At 70.4% G+C, this 15,584-nt stretch carries 27 protein-coding genes; all 27 read left to right on the forward strand.

Features of this window, described 5'->3' with window-relative positions; all coding sequences use genetic code 11:
* Window positions 1–39: 39 nt before the first annotated feature.
* The 27 genes from EI73_RS00170 to EI73_RS00300 all read left to right on the forward strand — a co-directional run bounded on the left by EI73_RS00170 (window position 40) and on the right by EI73_RS00300 (window position 15,583).
* Complete coding sequence (locus EI73_RS00170) at window positions 40–471, forward strand: hypothetical protein (RefSeq protein WP_034382967.1); 432 nt, start codon at window positions 40–42, stop codon at window positions 469–471.
* Window positions 468–707 (forward strand): hypothetical protein, encoded by a 240-nt coding sequence (locus EI73_RS00175; RefSeq protein WP_034382970.1) that lies wholly within the window; start codon window positions 468–470, stop codon window positions 705–707. The genes EI73_RS00170 and EI73_RS00175 overlap by 4 nt, the downstream gene beginning before the upstream one ends.
* Window positions 704–898, forward strand: a complete 195-nt coding sequence (locus EI73_RS00180) for a hypothetical protein (RefSeq protein ID WP_034382972.1) — start codon at window positions 704–706, stop codon at window positions 896–898. The genes EI73_RS00175 and EI73_RS00180 overlap by 4 nt, the downstream gene beginning before the upstream one ends.
* Window positions 898–1,116, forward strand: coding sequence for a hypothetical protein (locus EI73_RS00185; RefSeq protein WP_034382975.1), 219 nt, complete (start codon window positions 898–900; stop codon window positions 1,114–1,116). Before EI73_RS00180 ends, EI73_RS00185 begins: the two co-directional genes overlap by 1 nt.
* Before the next feature lie 100 nt (window positions 1,117–1,216).
* On the forward strand, window positions 1,217–1,396 hold the full coding sequence (locus tag EI73_RS00190; RefSeq protein WP_034382978.1) for a hypothetical protein: 180 nt from the start codon (window positions 1,217–1,219) through the stop codon (window positions 1,394–1,396).
* 3 nt (window positions 1,397–1,399) lie between these two features.
* A complete protein-coding gene (locus tag EI73_RS00195; protein WP_034382980.1) occupies window positions 1,400–1,765 on the forward strand; it encodes a hypothetical protein in 366 nt (121 codons plus the stop codon).
* The gene (locus tag EI73_RS00200) at window positions 1,765–2,544 is read left to right on the forward strand and encodes a hypothetical protein (protein ID WP_034382981.1); all 780 of its coding nucleotides are present in this window, start codon (window positions 1,765–1,767) and stop codon (window positions 2,542–2,544) included. The genes EI73_RS00195 and EI73_RS00200 overlap by 1 nt, the downstream gene beginning before the upstream one ends.
* 51 nt (window positions 2,545–2,595) lie before the next feature.
* Window positions 2,596–3,279 carry a Rha family transcriptional regulator gene (locus EI73_RS15495; protein WP_051935339.1) on the forward strand — a complete coding sequence of 228 codons (684 nt, stop codon included), beginning with the start codon at window positions 2,596–2,598 and terminating at the stop codon, window positions 3,277–3,279.
* A complete protein-coding gene (locus EI73_RS00210; RefSeq protein ID WP_034382983.1) occupies window positions 3,279–3,947 on the forward strand; it encodes a hypothetical protein in 669 nt (222 codons plus the stop codon). The genes EI73_RS15495 and EI73_RS00210 overlap by 1 nt, the downstream gene beginning before the upstream one ends.
* Window positions 3,944–4,222 carry a hypothetical protein gene (locus tag EI73_RS00215; protein WP_034382986.1) on the forward strand — a complete coding sequence of 93 codons (279 nt, stop codon included), beginning with the start codon at window positions 3,944–3,946 and terminating at the stop codon, window positions 4,220–4,222. Before EI73_RS00210 ends, EI73_RS00215 begins: the two co-directional genes overlap by 4 nt.
* Window positions 4,219–5,193, forward strand: coding sequence for a hypothetical protein (locus EI73_RS16150; RefSeq protein ID WP_051935340.1), 975 nt, complete (start codon window positions 4,219–4,221; stop codon window positions 5,191–5,193). Before EI73_RS00215 ends, EI73_RS16150 begins: the two co-directional genes overlap by 4 nt.
* A complete protein-coding gene (locus EI73_RS00225) occupies window positions 5,190–6,113 on the forward strand; it encodes an ATP-binding protein (RefSeq protein ID WP_034382988.1) in 924 nt (307 codons plus the stop codon). The genes EI73_RS16150 and EI73_RS00225 overlap by 4 nt, the downstream gene beginning before the upstream one ends.
* Window positions 6,114–6,182: 69 nt before the next feature.
* The gene (locus tag EI73_RS00230; protein ID WP_034382991.1) at window positions 6,183–6,833 is read left to right on the forward strand and encodes a hypothetical protein; all 651 of its coding nucleotides are present in this window, start codon (window positions 6,183–6,185) and stop codon (window positions 6,831–6,833) included.
* Window positions 6,834–6,936: 103 nt separating this feature from the next.
* Complete coding sequence (locus tag EI73_RS00235) at window positions 6,937–7,152, forward strand: hypothetical protein (protein ID WP_034382994.1); 216 nt, start codon at window positions 6,937–6,939, stop codon at window positions 7,150–7,152.
* Complete coding sequence (locus tag EI73_RS00240) at window positions 7,153–7,578, forward strand: hypothetical protein (protein ID WP_051935341.1); 426 nt, start codon at window positions 7,153–7,155, stop codon at window positions 7,576–7,578. It begins immediately after the preceding gene.
* Complete coding sequence (locus EI73_RS00245) at window positions 7,575–8,939, forward strand: DNA-packaging protein (RefSeq protein ID WP_081908924.1); 1,365 nt, start codon at window positions 7,575–7,577, stop codon at window positions 8,937–8,939. The genes EI73_RS00240 and EI73_RS00245 overlap by 4 nt, the downstream gene beginning before the upstream one ends.
* 11 nt (window positions 8,940–8,950) lie before the next feature.
* Window positions 8,951–10,402: a hypothetical protein gene (locus EI73_RS00250; RefSeq protein WP_034382997.1), complete on the forward strand. Its 1,452-nt coding sequence runs from the start codon at window positions 8,951–8,953 to the stop codon at window positions 10,400–10,402.
* Window positions 10,403–10,507: 105 nt separating this feature from the next.
* Window positions 10,508–11,161 (forward strand): hypothetical protein, encoded by a 654-nt coding sequence (locus EI73_RS00255; protein WP_034382998.1) that lies wholly within the window; start codon window positions 10,508–10,510, stop codon window positions 11,159–11,161.
* 9 nt (window positions 11,162–11,170) lie between these two features.
* A complete protein-coding gene (locus EI73_RS00260) occupies window positions 11,171–11,569 on the forward strand; it encodes a hypothetical protein (protein WP_034382999.1) in 399 nt (132 codons plus the stop codon).
* Window positions 11,569–12,642 carry a hypothetical protein gene (locus tag EI73_RS00265; RefSeq protein WP_034383000.1) on the forward strand — a complete coding sequence of 358 codons (1,074 nt, stop codon included), beginning with the start codon at window positions 11,569–11,571 and terminating at the stop codon, window positions 12,640–12,642. The genes EI73_RS00260 and EI73_RS00265 overlap by 1 nt, the downstream gene beginning before the upstream one ends.
* 2 nt (window positions 12,643–12,644) lie before the next feature.
* Window positions 12,645–12,893 (forward strand): hypothetical protein, encoded by a 249-nt coding sequence (locus EI73_RS00270; RefSeq protein ID WP_034383001.1) that lies wholly within the window; start codon window positions 12,645–12,647, stop codon window positions 12,891–12,893.
* Window positions 12,894–12,895: 2 nt separating this feature from the next.
* Window positions 12,896–13,276, forward strand: coding sequence for a hypothetical protein (locus EI73_RS00275; RefSeq protein WP_034383002.1), 381 nt, complete (start codon window positions 12,896–12,898; stop codon window positions 13,274–13,276).
* Window positions 13,273–13,638, forward strand: a complete 366-nt coding sequence (locus tag EI73_RS00280) for a hypothetical protein (protein ID WP_034383003.1) — start codon at window positions 13,273–13,275, stop codon at window positions 13,636–13,638. Before EI73_RS00275 ends, EI73_RS00280 begins: the two co-directional genes overlap by 4 nt.
* 3 nt (window positions 13,639–13,641) lie before the next feature.
* On the forward strand, window positions 13,642–14,082 hold the full coding sequence (locus EI73_RS00285; protein ID WP_034383006.1) for a hypothetical protein: 441 nt from the start codon (window positions 13,642–13,644) through the stop codon (window positions 14,080–14,082).
* 9 nt (window positions 14,083–14,091) lie between these two features.
* Window positions 14,092–14,757 carry a hypothetical protein gene (locus tag EI73_RS00290; RefSeq protein WP_034383007.1) on the forward strand — a complete coding sequence of 222 codons (666 nt, stop codon included), beginning with the start codon at window positions 14,092–14,094 and terminating at the stop codon, window positions 14,755–14,757.
* A gap of 149 nt (window positions 14,758–14,906) precedes the next feature.
* On the forward strand, window positions 14,907–15,233 hold the full coding sequence (locus EI73_RS00295; RefSeq protein WP_231557241.1) for a hypothetical protein: 327 nt from the start codon (window positions 14,907–14,909) through the stop codon (window positions 15,231–15,233).
* Window positions 15,230–15,583 (forward strand): hypothetical protein, encoded by a 354-nt coding sequence (locus tag EI73_RS00300; RefSeq protein ID WP_231557242.1) that lies wholly within the window; start codon window positions 15,230–15,232, stop codon window positions 15,581–15,583. Before EI73_RS00295 ends, EI73_RS00300 begins: the two co-directional genes overlap by 4 nt.
* Window position 15,584 lies beyond the last annotated feature (1 nt).

The raw sequence follows: 15,584 nt of genomic DNA on the forward strand, positions 1-15,584 counted from the left end.
ACTACGCGCCCAACCCGTTTTTGCCGACGAGGTGCACGAATGATACACGCCGCCCCCTCCAATGAGAAGAGCGCGAGCGCAGACCCCAAGTTCCTGAGCGCCGCCCCCCTCCCGTCCCTGAAATTGCCCGTGTCCACCCTGGTGGACAGCACCCGCCGCCTCTTCCGCCACAGCGTGTGGTACGCCCCGGCGGGCGACGGTGAGCTGCGCCTGACGTTCTGGCCCGGCTGGATCGGGCGCACTGCCAGCGGGCGGCCCTGCCTGGTGATCCACGAGCTGTGCGCGGAGGACAAGCTGCACGAGGCCCTCGAGCGCATCCAGGCCCGGCACGGCGTCCACCTGTGGCTGCGTCCGCTGCGGCTCCCGCTCACCTGGCCGCGCGGCAACTGGTGGTGGCCGGAGACGGCGCGCGAGGGATGGACGCTGGACGCGCTGAAGGTAAGCGCGGGGCTGAAGGCGGTGGCGGCGTGAAGCGCGTCAGCTTCGAGGGCGAGGGCGACCTCATGCTCACCATGAATGCCGATTTCTCTGACGAGCGCGAAGGAGGGGTGGGGCGGGTACGTGTCCAGGCGGAGGGCATTGACGTTGACTCTGCCGATGGTGGAGCGGCCATCGTGTACGGCTGGTTCACTCCAGAGGAGGCCCGTGAGATTGCCCGCTACCTGAACGAGATGGCTGATCGGGCCGAGAAGGGCGGTGCTCAGTGACCTCCGCCGACCACGACCTCCTCATCATCGCCGCGGCTGTCGCCGTGCTGGCATTCGTGGCCCTCGCCCTGCTCACCCTCACTGCCTGGCTGGACGCGCGGGCGGAACGGCGCAGGGAGCGTGTGCGCGCGCAGATGCTCCAGCGAGAGCTGAGCCGCTTGCCCACTCGCTACCACCGGAGGAGCCGCTGATGGCCGCCCCCAACGGCACCCGTGCCCGCGTCCTGCGCCTGTACCGCACGTTTAGCTCGCTCGACATCGTGCTGGTTTCCCGCGCCCTGGGCATCAGACGGGAGACGGCCAGCGCCATCCTCAGCCAACTGGCGAGCGAGGGGCGGGTGCTGCGCGCCGAACGGTACAGCCAGCGCCGTCCCTACGTCCGCACCGAGTACCACCGGGAGGTCCGCTGATGCTCGTCACCCTGACTGCCGCCGGGTGCGCCGTGTTCCTGGCCTTCTGCGCCGGCTTTGTCCTGGGGCTGCTGCTGAACGCCCCGGAAGGGAGCGAGGAGTGATCCGCGCCCTTCTCCCTGCGCTGCTGGCCGCCGTGCTGCTGGCCGTGGCGTGGTGGCTAACGCCCCACGCCGCGCTGGGGGCTCCGCTCGTCAACGTCACGCTCGCCCTCGCCTTCACCGGCGGGTTCGGCTCGCTCATCACCGCGCTCGCACGCGCCATCAACCCGGAGGTCTGACCCATGGAAAGCACCAAGCTCACCCACAGCACCATCGGCAACCTGCAAGGCGGGGGCATCGGCTACGTGATCGACGACGCCATCAACCGCGCCATGCAGGACTGCGAGCGCCGCCCGGGTCTGAAGAAGGCCCGCGTGGTGAACATCCAGATCGAGTTCACGCCCGTCGTCGCCCAGGGCCTTGACGGCAAGAGCGACGCCTTCAGCACCGTGGGCGTCACGCCGAAGGTGGCGGTGAAGGTGCCGCTGCAGGCTGCCGACGCGGAGTTCCTGCACGTCTCGCCCGGCGTCACCGCGGACGGTGAACCCGAAATTGCCGCCGTCTTCTCGCAGGAGGACCTGTTCGTGGCCCTGAAGGAAGGGAACTGATGACCACCCTCGACAGCAGCGCCATCCGTGAAGTGGAACGCCTGACCCGTGAAGCCGACCCCGTGATCACCGTGCCCGGCGAGGCGCGCGGCGTGTACTACCTGCGGGAGGCGGACGGTTCGTTGACGCGCCACGCGGCCGAGCTGGACATACAGGACGTCACCGCCTACGACCTGGACACGGTGCAACGCCGGGCAGACCGCGAACATACCGCGGGGGACCTCGAAGCCGTGTTCGTGACGGACTCGGCAGTGGTTGTGCAGGCCAGCAGCCCCACAGATCGCTGGACGACCACGTTGGCCCTGCCCCTGCACCCGGCGTTCAAGCGCGTGCAGTCCTTCGCGCAGCTCACGAAGCTCGACCAGAAGACGCTGGTGCGCCTGCTGCGGACGGAGCTCGGCGAGCACGTGCAGGCGACGGTCATCAGCACCTTCGCCACCTTGCGCTTTACGAGCAGCAGCGACGGCACCAGCAGCGTGAAGCCTGCCAGCACGGCGCTCGACTCGCGGATCGTGCGGCAGGTGCGGGCGGACGCGGGGCAGGACGTGCCGGACACCATCACCCTCCACGTGCCGGTCTACGACATCCCCGAGGCGCGGGCAGACAGCTACCCGGTGACGGTGTACGTCGAATACGACCACGACGCCGAGGCGTTCCTGCTGCTCGCGGTCCATAACGACCTGCGGGCCGCCCAGGAAAGCGCCGTCCACAAGATCATCAACAACCTTAAGGACAGCGCCGAGGACCGCTACCCCGTGTACTACGGCAAGCCGAGCTGACCCAGGACAAGGCCCCCGGAGGTACAGGCCGGGGGCAGAAAGGCGTTTGAGATGACTGCGGACATTGTAACCATCCAGACCGTACAGGGTGAAGCCCGCGCCGACAGCCGCGACCTGGCTCGCGCTCTGGGCAACCAGCACAAGAACCTGCTCAGCCTGATCGACGACTACCTGAGCGATTTTCAGGCCCTTGGAGCGGTCGCGTTTGAAACGCGACCGCTCCCCGGCGGTGGGAAGCCTGAACGCTTCGCCTTCCTGGCGGAAGACCACTGCTACTTCCTGCTGACCCTGGTCCGCAACAGTGAACAGGTGGTGCCGCTGAAGCGCCGCCTCGTGCAGGCGTTCCGGGCCGCCCGCGAGCAGGCCGTTCGGCCCGCGCCCCTCGCCCTGCCCACTGACCCGCTAGAACTGCTGGCCCTGAGCCTCCAGGGATTGCAGCAGCATCGCGAGCAGATCACCGCCATCGAGCACCGCCTGAACACCGCGCCCGTGCGCGTGAGCAGCGAGCTGCGCGCCCGGCTGCACGCGGGCTGCCAGGCGTTCGGTAAGGTCCACCCGCGCAGCTTTCCCGGTGCGTACCGGGCCTTCAAGGAGGCGTTTGGCTTCGCCGGTGCGCCGCTGGCTGCCTACGACGATCTGCCGCAGCACCGCTTCGACGAGGCCATGACCTGGCTGGACGTGCAGACCCGCACCTTCCGGGCGCAGCGGCCCCTACTGGAGCAGGCGGGCGACTGATGAACCGGAAAGGTACGTCCTGCGTGGTAGTTGCCGCCGACCTGGGCGCGCGCCCAGACCTGCCCCAGGCCGGCGAGCTGGTCGTGACCCACTACCCGCACTGCATCTCGCTGACTGAGGTGCGCGCCGTCACCACCGACGCGGCGGCTGTGGCTGCCATCCGTACCGCGTTCTCGACCATGTACCCCAACCAGCCTTACGTGCATGGCCCGCTCTACAACGCTGGCCTCGTGGGCTGCGGGGGTGCCCTGAGCATGATGGTGCGCTTAGAGGGCCGCGAACCGCCGAGCATCACCGACGCGCGGGGCCGAACCTGGCATCTGGGCGACAAGGTGCGGTTCATGGCCGAGGGCGAGCGGGCCGGGAAGTACGGGATTGCCGCGGGCGAGTACCGCGCGACCATCACTGGCTTCTACCGGGTGGACCGGCACGACTTCTCCTCCCGCTGGCCCGACCTCGCCTTCCGACATGACCTGGCTGAGTTGTGGGTGGAACCCCGACACCACGAGGGCCGCCGGATGCTGGCCGTACCCACCGCATTCCTTGAGCTGGACAGCGCTGCGCCGCTGCGGGAAGCTCCGGTGCCCGTCCTGGCGGTAGAGCCTCCGCCCGCTCCCGTGGTTGAACCCACGCCTGACTACGGCCCCCTCTTCGGCGGTGCCCTGTGAGCCGACTCGCCACCATCCTCGCCCACCTGATTACCCAAGCCCATCCCGGCCAGCCCATCCCGACCACCAAGCTCCCCTCCGGCCTGCGCGTGAGCGTCCGCGTGCTGGCGAGCGGGCAGCGGCAGATGAGCCTGACGCGCACCGCAACCCAGAAGCCCAGCGTGAAGGAGGCGGAGGTCTGCCGGGATCACGCCGGATGGGCGCTGGCGAGCATCGAGGTAGGGGAGACCCGCACGGGGCTGCCGTGCCTGCTGGTGACGGAGGCCCAGCCATGAGTGGAGGAACAATCATTCGCGCAGCGCGCAACAGCGAGAATCCCTATGCCCAGATTGCCCGCGCTCTGTTCGAGGACGAGCGCCTCTCCTGGCGCGCCAAAGGTCTGATGGGGTACCTGCTGAGCCGGAAGGACGGCTGGAAGGTGTACGTTGCCGACCTCCAGAAGCGCAGCACCGATGGACGAGACGCCTGCTACAAGGCCCTCGATGAACTGGGGCGCGCGGGCTACCTGGAACGCCACGAACAGCGCGAGAAGGGCCGCATCAAGGGCTACGAGTACGTCATCCACGAGGTGGCCTGTGAAGAGCGAGCCGCTTCCTGGATTTCCGTATCCGGTAAAGCCGCATCCGGCAAAACCGTATCCGGCAAATCCGACACAAGTAATAAAGAACTACAAGTAAGAACTGAAGAACCAAGAACTGAAGAAAACACTCTCGCCGCTGACGCGGCGGCGCGCACCCCGCAAGCAGACTTGGACGTTGCCTCTGACCCCACTGGCCTCCATCGGCAGTCCGGTCAGGCCCAGACGGAAGCGAGCGCGGGGCAGGGCAGCGCCGCCAGCCTTGAAGAGCTTCCGCCCGCCGCGCCACGCGGCAAGCCGACCAACTTCGCCCGCGTGGTCGCCGCCTACAACGACCACCGCGGCCCCCTCCCCGCCGCCGAGAGCGTCACCGAGGGCCGCAAGAAGGCCGTCCGCAAGCTGCTGGCCGATTGCGGGGGGGACGTGGAGCGGGCCGTGCAGGCCCTGACCGACGCGACCCGCGAAGTGGCGCTGGACCCCTTCTGGATCGAGCGCCGCTACGGCTTCGACAACCTCGTGCCCGGCAAGGTGATCGCCCGCGCCGAGGCATGGCGTGCCCGGCAACAGGCACCTGCCAACACAAGCGACCCCACCCTCGACGCCCCAACCCCCAGCATGGCCGACCTGCTCGCCAGCGCGCCCCTCAACCCTGCCCGGAGGCCCTCGTGACCACATCCGCCCCTCTGCCCGACGACCTGGCGCAGGCTGCCCATGCCTACCTCGACCAGGCCCGCGCCAACGCCGCCACCCAGACGCCCGCGCGCCGCGAACCCACCAGCCTGGACCGGATGCTGGGCAAGCTCCGCGAGCAGGGCCAGGCCGCCCCCGCCCTCCCCACGTCCGCCGATCTCGCCCGCTGGCAGGCGGACCCTGCTGGCCTCACCGACGAGCTGCATGTCCGCAGTTGCGCCGGTGGCCTGATCGAGGTGCAGGTCGAACCCGGACGCACCGCCGCCGTCCCCTGCCCCCGCTGCACCGCCGCCCGCCGCGACGCCAACCTGCGCAACCGCCTCACCGCCTCCGGGATCGCCCTGCGCTACCTGGACCTGGACTGGAGCAACCTCGACACGGCTGCCGACCCCTTCCCCCGCCTGCGCGCCGCCACCGGGTGCATCAGCGACGTCATCGCCGCGAACGACAGCCTGGCCCTGATCGGCCCTCCGGGCAGCGGCAAGACGCAGACCGCCGTCCTGGCTGCGAAGGCCGCGCTCGCCGCCGGGCACAGCGCCCTGGTGGTCAACCTGGGCCGCCTCGCGCTGGACGTACGGGAGAGCTACCGGGGTGGGGGAGAGGGTACGACGGAACGGCAGGCCCTCCAGATGCTCATCGCGCCGGACCTGCTGGTCCTCGACGACCTGGGAGCCGGGGAGACGGACACTGCCGCTGTCGAGCGCCGCCTGCTGTACCTGGCGCTGGAGGACCGCCAGAACGCGCGCAAGCCGTGCATCATCACCACGAACCTCAACCCCACCGAACTGGCCGGACACCTGGGCGCGCGGAACCTGGGGCGGCTGCAACCGCTGGAGATCGTGGAGATGCGGCACGGGCGCAACTTCCGGCTTCAGGAGGGGAGGAAGAGCCTGTGGTGAGCGCGCAAGAGCAGGCCCTGGCCCTCGCCGCCCTCCTTATCCTCACGCGCCCCCCCGGAGGTCTCCCCCTTGTCCACTGCTCCCCAGGCCACCACCCCCCGCCTCCTGCGTGTGCGCGGTCCTAAGGACGCCCGTGATCAGTACGAGCGCCACGTCGCCAACGCCATCGCCACCGCGCTCCAGCGGACCACCCTCGCCCCGCTACCGCTCCGCGCCCCGGCCCGCAACCCCTACGCGCCAGCCCGCGCGGCCAGCATCGCCGAGAGCGTGGCCGTCCACTCCCTGACCCAGGCGTGGGGCGTCCGTGAGCGGTACGAGGTGGAGCTGGACTGGGCACGCTCCTTCGGGACAGCGGCAGAAGAGGCCCGTGCCGAGGCGAAGCTCGCGGACCTGGAGCGCGTCATCCGCGACTACAAAGAGGTGATTGAGCGTGCTGCACCCGCCGCCCGCCCTGGCATGTCCGGCCTGTACCTCGTGACCGTGCCAGAGGTGGAACTCGACGGCCCCGGTGCACTGCCCGCCCCGGAACTGCGCCGCGCGTTGGACCTCTGGGGGCTGCCCGGCGAGCTGCGCGCGAGAGTGACGGCCTACCTGCACGGCGGCACCCGCGCCATGCCACACCGCTACCGCCAAGACCGGGAGCGGTACGTGGACAACCCTAAGGCGGAGGAGACGGAACGCACTCTGTGCGCTGACCTGCTGCCGCACCTTTTCACTTGACAGGCTGGGCACCTTTTTTCATAATTCCATTACGCTCTAAGAACTGTTTCTCTGCGCCCTCCGGGGCGCTTTTTTATTGCCCGTTCCCGGAGGTGCTTTCAACATGAGCCGCCGCCGTCAGCGGCAGGACTGCGGTCTTGCCGTCGCCCGACGCGACTACCGTGCCCACCAGGAACACCAGGCAAGGGCCAGGACACGGAAGCAGTCCCAGCGTGATCCGCAGCCGTGGTACCTCCCCGAACTGGGCCTGACCCGCGACTGCTGGCAGACCTGCCCGGCGCGGGGGGAACTGCCGCCGGTCGTGCGCAGGAGGAGGTGAATGCAAGTGGCCCGCAGAGACAACCCGAAGGCGGCCCGCGCCCTCGCGGAGGCGGCCTTTAGCACGGATGCGACAGTTTGCGACGAGTACGGAATCTCGATCAGGACGCTGCAAAGGTGGCGCGAGGCCCTAAAGAGCGACCCCGAACTGTCGCGACTTTTCGCCGAAGCGCACGCGGAGCTGGAGCGCCGCGACTGGGGGGATGAGGTGAGCCGCACCCTCAGCGCCGCCGCTCAGAAGCTCCAGGCCCTGATTCTGGGGGCGCAGTCCAGCGACCCCGAAACCATCCGGGCGGTGCTGGAAGGCGTGACCGGGCTGGCCAAGATTGCCCTGACCCGTGAGCTGCTCCAGGCCCGCATGAAGGGTGAGGGCGCGCCGCTCAGCCCCCGCAGTCAGCTCGTCCCGCCCCGGCAGGCCCAGGCATGAGTTTCCTCGCCCAAATCGAGCGTGAGGTCAATGCCTACCTCAAGCACGCGCCCGCGCCCGCGCCCCCGCCCAGCGCCGACGAGCCGGACCCCCGCAGTCTGTGGCTGGCGACGGCCCGCCCTGAGCAGCTCCCCCCGCCAGGCGAGTGGCTGACCTGGCTCATCCTCGCGGGGCGGGGCTGGGGGAAAAGCCGCACCGGGGCCGAGACCATCGCCCAGTGGGCCAGGGAGCAGCCGGGAGGCCGCTGGGCACTGGTCGCGCAGTCGGCAGCCGACGGGCGCGACGTGATGCTGGAGGGCGAGTCGGGATTGCTGCGCGTGCTGGCTCCCTCGGAACTGCGCGGCGGCACCTACGACAGCGCCTACAACCGCTCGCTAGGAGAGCTGCACCTCGCGGACGGGGGGAAGTTCAAACTCTACACGGCGGAAAAACCCCGCCAGTTGCGCGGCCCGCAGCACCACGGGGCCTGGCTCGACGAACCCGCCACGTTCGCCGATGCCCACCGGGGCACGGGGGAGGACACGACCTACAGCAACCTGCTCTTCGGGCTGCGCCTGGGCACCCGCCCCCGCATCGTGGTGACGGGGACGCCCCGGCCTGTGCGCCTGGTGCGCGACATCCTGGCCGCGCCCAACACGGTCGTCACGCGCGGCAGCACCTACGACAACCTCGCCAACCTCGCGCCCACGTTCCGCGAGGCCATCCTCAGCCGCTACGAAGGCACGCGCCTAGGCCGCCAGGAACTGAGCGGCGAACTGCTGGAGGACACACCCGGTGCGCTGTGGACCTGGGGTATGTTCGGGGCCGAGGGGTTCCGCCTCGCCGAAGCGCCCCCCCTGCGCCGCATCGTGGTCGGGGTGGACCCGGCGGCCTCCAGCACCGACGAGAGCGACGAGACGGGCATCATCGTGGCCGGGCTGGGCCAGGACGGGCGCGGGTACGTGCTCGCCGACGCTTCCCTGCGCGGCACTCCGAACGAGTGGGGGCGAGCGGTGGCTGGAGCGGTGGGCGCGTGGCAGGCCGACCGGGTGGTCGCCGAGCGCAACAACGGCGGGCAGATGGTCGAGTACGTGCTGCGGACAGTCGCCCCCACCCTCCCCATCACCACCGTCTGGGCCAGCCGGGGCAAGCAGGCCCGCGCCGAACCCGTCGCGGCCCTTTACGAGCAGGGCCGCGTCTCACACGTCGGCTCCTTCCCGGAGTTGGAAACCCAGCTCACGGGCTGGACGCCCGACGGGGGCGCGTCGCCTGACCGCCTCGACGCGCTGGTGTGGGCGCTGACCGAACTCATGCTCGGCGAGGCGCGGGCGGCGGCCCCCACCACTCCCCGCCCGCGCGGCTACTCCGCCCCCACCGGCTAGGAGGTCATGACATGGACCCCACATTCGACCCCGCCTCCGCCACGCTGGGCGACCTGCGGACGCTGGCCATCACGCCCCTCACGGTCACTCAGCGCATGGCCCGCGACATGGACGCCGGAGAGCACCTCGGCAGCCTGAGCGCGGGCGGGATGTTCGCCTACTGGCGCGGCCCGGTGTTCACGCTGGATGACGCCTCAGCGGGGGACAAACAGGCCGCCGCGTTCGTGCGCGATTTCCAGCAGGCCCTCACCCGCTCTTTCACCTCCACCAACTTCATCCGTGAGCTGCTCAGCCGCGAGGTGGGGGCCTCGGTCGCCCGCATGACCTGGCGAGCGGAGGCTGAGGATGACGCGCTGCTCTCCGAATGGTGGGGACCTGCTGGCGGCCACGTCGAGCGCACCGTGCGCGAGGCCGTGTACGCGGCCCGGCGGGAGGGGCGCGGGGTGCTGCGCTTCCGGGTGCTGCCCGGCGCGTCGGCCACGCCCGCAGCCGCCGCCCAGCGCGTGCACCTGGAACTCCTCCCCCCGGAGCAGGCCCGCATCATCCTGCACCCCGACACCCTGGAACGCACCGGCGTCTACGCCTATCAGGTGCAGGGCCAGGATGCCGCCGAGGTCTGCTACCTCGACGCCGGGGGCCGCACCGTGCTGCGGGTGCTGCGGGCTGGGCAACCGGAGACGCTCTCGGACCCCCTCGACCTCGGCGGTCGGCTCACCCTGCTGGAGGTAGCCCTCCCGCCCCTCATCACGCCGCAAATCCTCCAGAACCAGATGGGCTACAACACCGTGACCACTCTGGCGCTGCGGAACACCGAACTCGCCGGATTTGTTGAGCGCTACGGCATCGGCATCGAACCGCCGTACGTGATGGAGCCGGACCCCGACGCACCGGGGCGAATGCGCCGCAAATACCTGCCGGTCAGGGTCGGCGGCGGGCGCATGAATCTCTGGGCGCGGTCCACCTACGACAAAACGGACGCGCAGGGCAACTACCTCGGCGAGGAGCCGACGCCCGGCGGCGGGGAATACGGGCGGCTGGAGCCGACGAGCGCGGAGCCGCTGATGGCCGCTGCCGAGCTGTTCCGGCGCAACATCTACTCGGAGGCCGGGCAGATGTTCGTGTTGATGAGCGGCGACGCGACCACCTCGGGCCGCAGCCGCGAGATTGCCATGAGCGATTTCGACGCCCGCCGCGAGGAGGTGCGCGACGCCGCCCGCGCCCTCATCACCGAGGTGGGCGAGACGGCCCTGGCGCTGATGTACGCCCTCGCCGGGCAGCCGCGCCCCCAGGTGCGCGTGACCGGGCAGGTGCGGGAGCGGATGATTCCGCAGGCAGCGGATGAGCGGGCGGCCGACCTCGCTGACCTCGCGGCGGGCGTGATGACCGTGACTGAGATTCGCGCCCGGCGGGGCCTCGACGAGCAGATACCCGCTCCCTCCACTTCAGAGACGCCGCCCGATTAGGGCGTCTCCACCGTTCGCGGCGGCGTTCCCGGCGGGAGCGCGTAAGTCCAAGTCCAGGCCCCCGGCGGGGGCCGTCGCTTTCTTCCCCTCCCGTGGAGGTAGGACATGTTTGACCCGCAGCAGTACCTCGACCAGCACGGCGGCGACCCCCTCGCCGCCCTCCGTGCCCTCGCCGCCGAGCGCGACACCCAGCAGGCTGAACGCGACCGTGAAGGCCAGGCCGCCGCCCGCGCCCGCCGTGAGCGGGACGAGGCCCGCGCCCGCGCCCAGCAGCTCGACGAGCAGGTACAGGAACTCAGTGCCCGCGTGCCCGCCGAGGGGTCGGTGACCCTGACGCCGGAGCAGGCGCAGCAGTGGCAGGCCGTACAGGAGCGCGGCGGCCTCGCCGCCTGGGATGCCGACCGCGAGGGAGCGCAACAGGGCCAGCAGTTCCGCCAGGAGGCCCTGCTCACCCGCCTCGCCGCCGAGCGGGGCTGGAGTCCGGAGCGGCTCGCAAAGCTGCTCGCGGGCCGCACCCTCGATGAGCGCGAGGTCACCCCGGAGGGTGGCCCGCCCACCCGCGTGATTGGCCTGGTGAGCGGCGAGACGTTCACCCCTGCCGTGCAGGAGTTCGCCGAGTTCGCGCCCGCCCTGTCGCTCACCCCTACCCCGCCCCCCGCCCCGTCCTGGCCGCGTCAGGACCCGGTTGGTGGCCCCGCCCCCGCCACGCCCCAGCAGCTCGATGCCGAGCGCGCTGGGTCTGGCCTCTACACCCTCTAGGAGGAGTTCATGCCCACCATCCCCCGCAGCTCGCGAGCGGATTACGACACGACGAATGCCATCCGCAGCCCCATCATCGCCGACCTGAAAGCAGCAGCCGCCATCCCCGGCGCGTGCGTGCCCTGCACCATCTCGTCCCTTGGGGTGCGCCCGGCCAGCGGCTACGACCCCCTGCACGGCTGGAGCAGCCGCGACGCGCTGCCCGGTGAACCCGTGACCCTGTTCCTATTCATGCGTGCCCACTACGCCGACGGCGGCCTGGTGCCTGGTGAGCGCATCTACCGCGAAGCCAATACCTACGAACTCAGCACTGACCCGCTCGGCGACCCCGTCGGTTTCGCGGTGACCGAAACCGACGTGATGCTCTACGGCGTGCTGGGGCCTGCTGCGGTCGGGGAGGCGTTCTGATGCTGCAAACCGGCACCTATTCCATCCGCGACCTGCTGAGCTTCAACCAGTCTCCGGTCGCGCAGTACGACCCCCAGGCGATTGCCAACGCGCTCGCCGAGGACAATGCCTCGCACAACCGCAACGTGCAGGCGATGCTCGCCGCCTTCGCCGAACTCACCACCGAGCGCGTCGGTGGCGTGCCCGTGCCCGGCACCGGGTCCATGATTCGGGTCAATGAGGACGGCGCGGTGCCGACCCGCAAGACGCCGACCCCCGACCAGCAGAACTACCCGCTGTACAAGTTCCAGCACGGCGAGGGATTCACCGAGGACTACCTGATGCGGGCGACGCCGCATGACCTGGCCATCCGGCAGCAGACGGCGCAGCGGGCGCACATCAACTCGGTGCGGCTGGAGCTGCTCCGCGCCCTGCTGGTTCCCACCAACCGCCAGGAGCGCGACCGGTTCCGCGACGGGATGCTGCTCAACATCAAGGCGCTGCGCAACGGCGACGGCAGCGTGCCCTACGGCGGGCCGAACGGCGAGGTGTTCGACGGCACCCACACCCACTACCTCGCGGCCCCCAGCCTCACCGAGGCGGCGCTGTCCGGGCTGATTGGCACCGTGGCCGAGCACACCGACAACGGCAACGTGCAGGTGTGGCTGAGCCGGGCGCAGGAGGCGGCGGTGCGGGGCCTCTCCGGGTTCTCGGCCTACCTGGACAGCCGGGTGATTCCGGCGGCGCTGCTCGCCAACACTCAGTCCCTCGTCGGCAATCAGGGCCTGGATACCAGCAACCCCGGTAACCGGGTCATCGGCATCTACGACGGGGCCGAGATTTTCGTGAAGCCGTATGTCCCCGCCGGGTATGTGCTCGCGCTGGACGTGAACGCGACGGCCAAGCCGCTGCGGATGCGGCAGAGCGACCTCGCCGCGCAGCGCGGCCTGCGCCTGGCCGGTGGCAGCATGGCGCACCCGCTGGAGGCCCGCTACTGGCAGGATTATTTCGGCTTCGGGGCGCATAACCGCGACGCCGCCGCCGCGCTGTACATCGGTGGGGCGCAGTACGTCGCGCCCTCCATTGGAGGCTGACCGTGCAGAAATACATCGTGAACGGCGTGGAGGTGGACGCCAACGGGAAGCCGGTGGGGAGCACTCCCGCCCCCGACACGCAGGATGTGGCGCGGCTCATCGCGGCCAACGAGCAACTCGCCCGCGACCTTGCCGCCGCCCGCGCGGCCCAGGCTGCCAGTCTCCCCGCCGACGCCCGCGAGCGCCTCGTCGCCGTGAAGGGCGTGGGGGAGAAACTCGCTGACGAAATCCTCGCCGCGCTGAGGGGGTAACCATGGATTTCGCCGCGCAGGTCGCGGTCCTCGTGACGCCAGGGGCCTGGGCCTACCACGAGGCGCTCCCGGAGGAGCAGCAGGTGGACCTGGAGGCCGCTGCCGCCGTGCTGGGGAGTGACCCCCGGCTGGTGGCGGCCTACCTGCTCGATGTGGTGGCTGCGCACGCCCGCAGTCAGGCCGCCTCTGCCCCCGCCGCCCTGAAGCGGATGCGGGTGGAAGGAGAAATCGAAATCGAGCGGTTCGCGCCCGGCAGTTCCCTCGCCGCCGACGCCGACGCCTGGGCCGCCCTCGCGGGCGGGCTGCGGGCAGGGGTTGCGGCGGAGAAGCGGCGGGCAGCGCGGGCGATGAGCCGCAGCGTGCCGGTAGAGGTGGCCTGGTGACCCTGCTCGACGAGGTGCTGGCCGCCGTGCAGGAGGTTCAGACCGACCCGGAGCTGAACGCGCTGCGGTACCGCCACACCCTCATTTTCACTCTCGGCCCTCACCAGTGGTCCCTGCGCTGTTCGGTCACCGACCCCCAGCGCCTGCGCCCGGACGCCCTCGCCCAGGTCCAGGCGACGGCGGACGCCCGCGGCCTCGCCTACACCGACCTCCGGGTCATCCGTCATCATCCCGACGACCCCGTGCCTGTGCCCGGTGCCACCTGTGCCTGGGATGACGGGACGCTGGAGGTGCTGGAGTGGTCGCAGGCCTCGGATTTCACCGGCACGCGCCTCGGCACCGCCGTACTGCGGAGGCCCTGAGCCGTGCGGGCCATCGTGACCGACCTCCACGCCCGCCTCACTGCCGCCCTCAGCGTGCCCGTGCTGCTGCCGGAGGAGCGGGACGTGCCTGCTCAGGCCGCGCCCCTGGACGCGCAGGGCCGCCCGATGGTCGGGGGCGGTGAGCGGGGGCTGGGGGCATATCTGCGGCAGCATCCCCAGGGATACGTGCAACTGGAGGAGCCGCAGGGGATTACGGCCAGTGGCGCGGCGGAGACCTACTGGGTACCCATCGGTTGCGTCGCCCCCAGCGCGGCGGCATCCGAGGCCCTGGCCCGCGAGGCCCTGCGCGTGACCTGCGGCCTCGCTACCCGTGAGCCGGGCTACTACACCCTCGCCATTCCCGACTCGCCCCGCGCCTTCGCGGGCGGGGCCTATCTCACCCGCCCGACCGTCTCCCGCACGGCGCTGGGCGGTCAACTCTAGGAGGCACGCATGCTCACCGTCGTTAACACCGCCACTGCCACCCTCGCCGCCAACGCGGCGGGCAGTGGCCAGATTCTCTATTTCGACCCCATTAGCCCCTCTAACATTGTCCCTGGCGATGGGTTCATTGACATGGGGTATTTCCCCGCCGACACCCGCATCAGCCCCAGTTTCGAGGTCAACCGCGAGGAGCTGCGGGCGGCGGGGCGCGATTCCTCGGCCACCGTGCTGCTGGCCAACCCCGTGACCTCGGCGAGCATCACCTATGAGTTTGGGGTACTCACCCCGGATGCCAGCGTGCGGGCGCTCCACACGGGTGCGGGGGCCGCCACGGCCACGGACGTGGACCTCACCGGGGTCCAGGCCTACCAAATCAACCCGGAGGCGGCGGTCACCGGGCGCTGGGTGTTCGTCAAGCGCCGCCCCAATGGGAGCGCCACCGTCATCTGGCACCCGCGCGTGCAGCTCTCCAGCAACGGCAGCGAGGGCGGCGACGCGGGCAGCGAGGTGCTGAATTTCGTGGCGACCGTGCAGGCGTACAGCTACGAGTCGGGCACCGCCTTTGCGGGCATGGCGACCGCCATCGGGCAGTACGGCGTGGCCTTCGAGGTGCCCGACGCGGCCACCCTCGACGCGCTGCTCACGGCACTGGACGACGAGGCGCTGCCCGAATAACCCCCCGGCCCGCTTCCCGTTTGGGGGCGGGCTTTCCTTCTCGCAACAGCAGATTTCCCTTTGACCCTGGAGGTCCCCCCTTGCTCCCCATTCGCCAGACCGTCCGACTGAGTTCCGGCAGCGTCACCCTGCGGGCGTGGGGGGAGTCTGTGGCAGAGGCCCATCTCACCGACCTGCTCACGCTCACCGCCACCCTGGGAGCCATGCGCGAGGCGTGGCACGAGTTTGACCGCACTGACGCCGAGCCGGGCGTGTGGGCCGCGTTCTGGCGGCTCGTACATGCCAGCCTGGAGCGCGGCAGCGTGCTCCCGCGTCCGCTGACCTGGGATGACCGATTGACCCTCCTCACCGCCCTGTGGGACCTGAACGACCTGGAGGACGCCGACCCAAAACTGACGGCCCTGGCGCAGCGAGTGGCGCGGATGACGGCCCGCCTGAGCCAGGGCCTCCAGACGACACCCTCGACGAGTTCGTGATTCGCGAGTTTGGCCCGGCTCTCTATGCCGAGGTGATGACCTGGCCCCGCCGCCTCATCCTCCGTGCCGCGCAAATCGGACGGGAGCGGGAAGCGCAGGCCCGGCTGGACCGCCTCGCGGACCTGAAGCTCGCCGCCGGGCTGAAGCTGGGCCAGGAGTACGTGGACCCGAAGGCGAAGAGCCGCAAGCCGGACGACCCCTACTACACCCTGAAACCGCTGGAGCAGATAGAGGCGGCGCTGGACCGCGCGGCTCGACCCTGGGTGCACACCCCGGAGGCGGTGCAGGCCCGGCTCGACTGGGAGCAGGACCAGGCATATGCACGCCTGTTCGGAGCGCTCCAGGCCTAGG

The organism is Deinococcus sp. YIM 77859 (genome assembly GCF_000745175.1).
GTDB lineage: Bacteria > Deinococcota > Deinococci > Deinococcales > Deinococcaceae > Deinococcus.

Bases quoted from the DNA above. Each gene is read 5' to 3' on its own strand.
- EI73_RS00170 (WP_034382967.1), top strand. From the start codon at position 40: ATGATACACGCCGCCCCCTCCAATGAGAAGAGCGCGAGCGCAGACCCC.
- EI73_RS00185 (WP_034382975.1), top strand. From the start codon at position 898: ATGGCCGCCCCCAACGGCACCCGTGCCCGCGTCCTGCGCCTGTACCGC.
- EI73_RS00195 (WP_034382980.1), top strand. From the start codon at position 1,400: ATGGAAAGCACCAAGCTCACCCACAGCACCATCGGCAACCTGCAAGGC.
- EI73_RS00200 (WP_034382981.1), top strand. From the start codon at position 1,765: ATGACCACCCTCGACAGCAGCGCCATCCGTGAAGTGGAACGCCTGACC.
- EI73_RS15495 (WP_051935339.1), top strand. From the start codon at position 2,596: ATGACTGCGGACATTGTAACCATCCAGACCGTACAGGGTGAAGCCCGC.
- EI73_RS00210 (WP_034382983.1), top strand. From the start codon at position 3,279: ATGAACCGGAAAGGTACGTCCTGCGTGGTAGTTGCCGCCGACCTGGGC.
- EI73_RS16150 (WP_051935340.1), top strand. From the start codon at position 4,219: ATGAGTGGAGGAACAATCATTCGCGCAGCGCGCAACAGCGAGAATCCC.
- EI73_RS00235 (WP_034382994.1), top strand. From the start codon at position 6,937: ATGAGCCGCCGCCGTCAGCGGCAGGACTGCGGTCTTGCCGTCGCCCGA.
- EI73_RS00240 (WP_051935341.1), top strand. From the start codon at position 7,153: ATGCAAGTGGCCCGCAGAGACAACCCGAAGGCGGCCCGCGCCCTCGCG.
- EI73_RS00245 (WP_081908924.1), top strand. From the start codon at position 7,575: ATGAGTTTCCTCGCCCAAATCGAGCGTGAGGTCAATGCCTACCTCAAG.
- EI73_RS00250 (WP_034382997.1), top strand. From the start codon at position 8,951: ATGGACCCCACATTCGACCCCGCCTCCGCCACGCTGGGCGACCTGCGG.
- EI73_RS00255 (WP_034382998.1), top strand. From the start codon at position 10,508: ATGTTTGACCCGCAGCAGTACCTCGACCAGCACGGCGGCGACCCCCTC.
- EI73_RS00260 (WP_034382999.1), top strand. From the start codon at position 11,171: ATGCCCACCATCCCCCGCAGCTCGCGAGCGGATTACGACACGACGAAT.
- EI73_RS00265 (WP_034383000.1), top strand. From the start codon at position 11,569: ATGCTGCAAACCGGCACCTATTCCATCCGCGACCTGCTGAGCTTCAAC.
- EI73_RS00275 (WP_034383002.1), top strand. From the start codon at position 12,896: ATGGATTTCGCCGCGCAGGTCGCGGTCCTCGTGACGCCAGGGGCCTGG.
- EI73_RS00290 (WP_034383007.1), top strand. From the start codon at position 14,092: ATGCTCACCGTCGTTAACACCGCCACTGCCACCCTCGCCGCCAACGCG.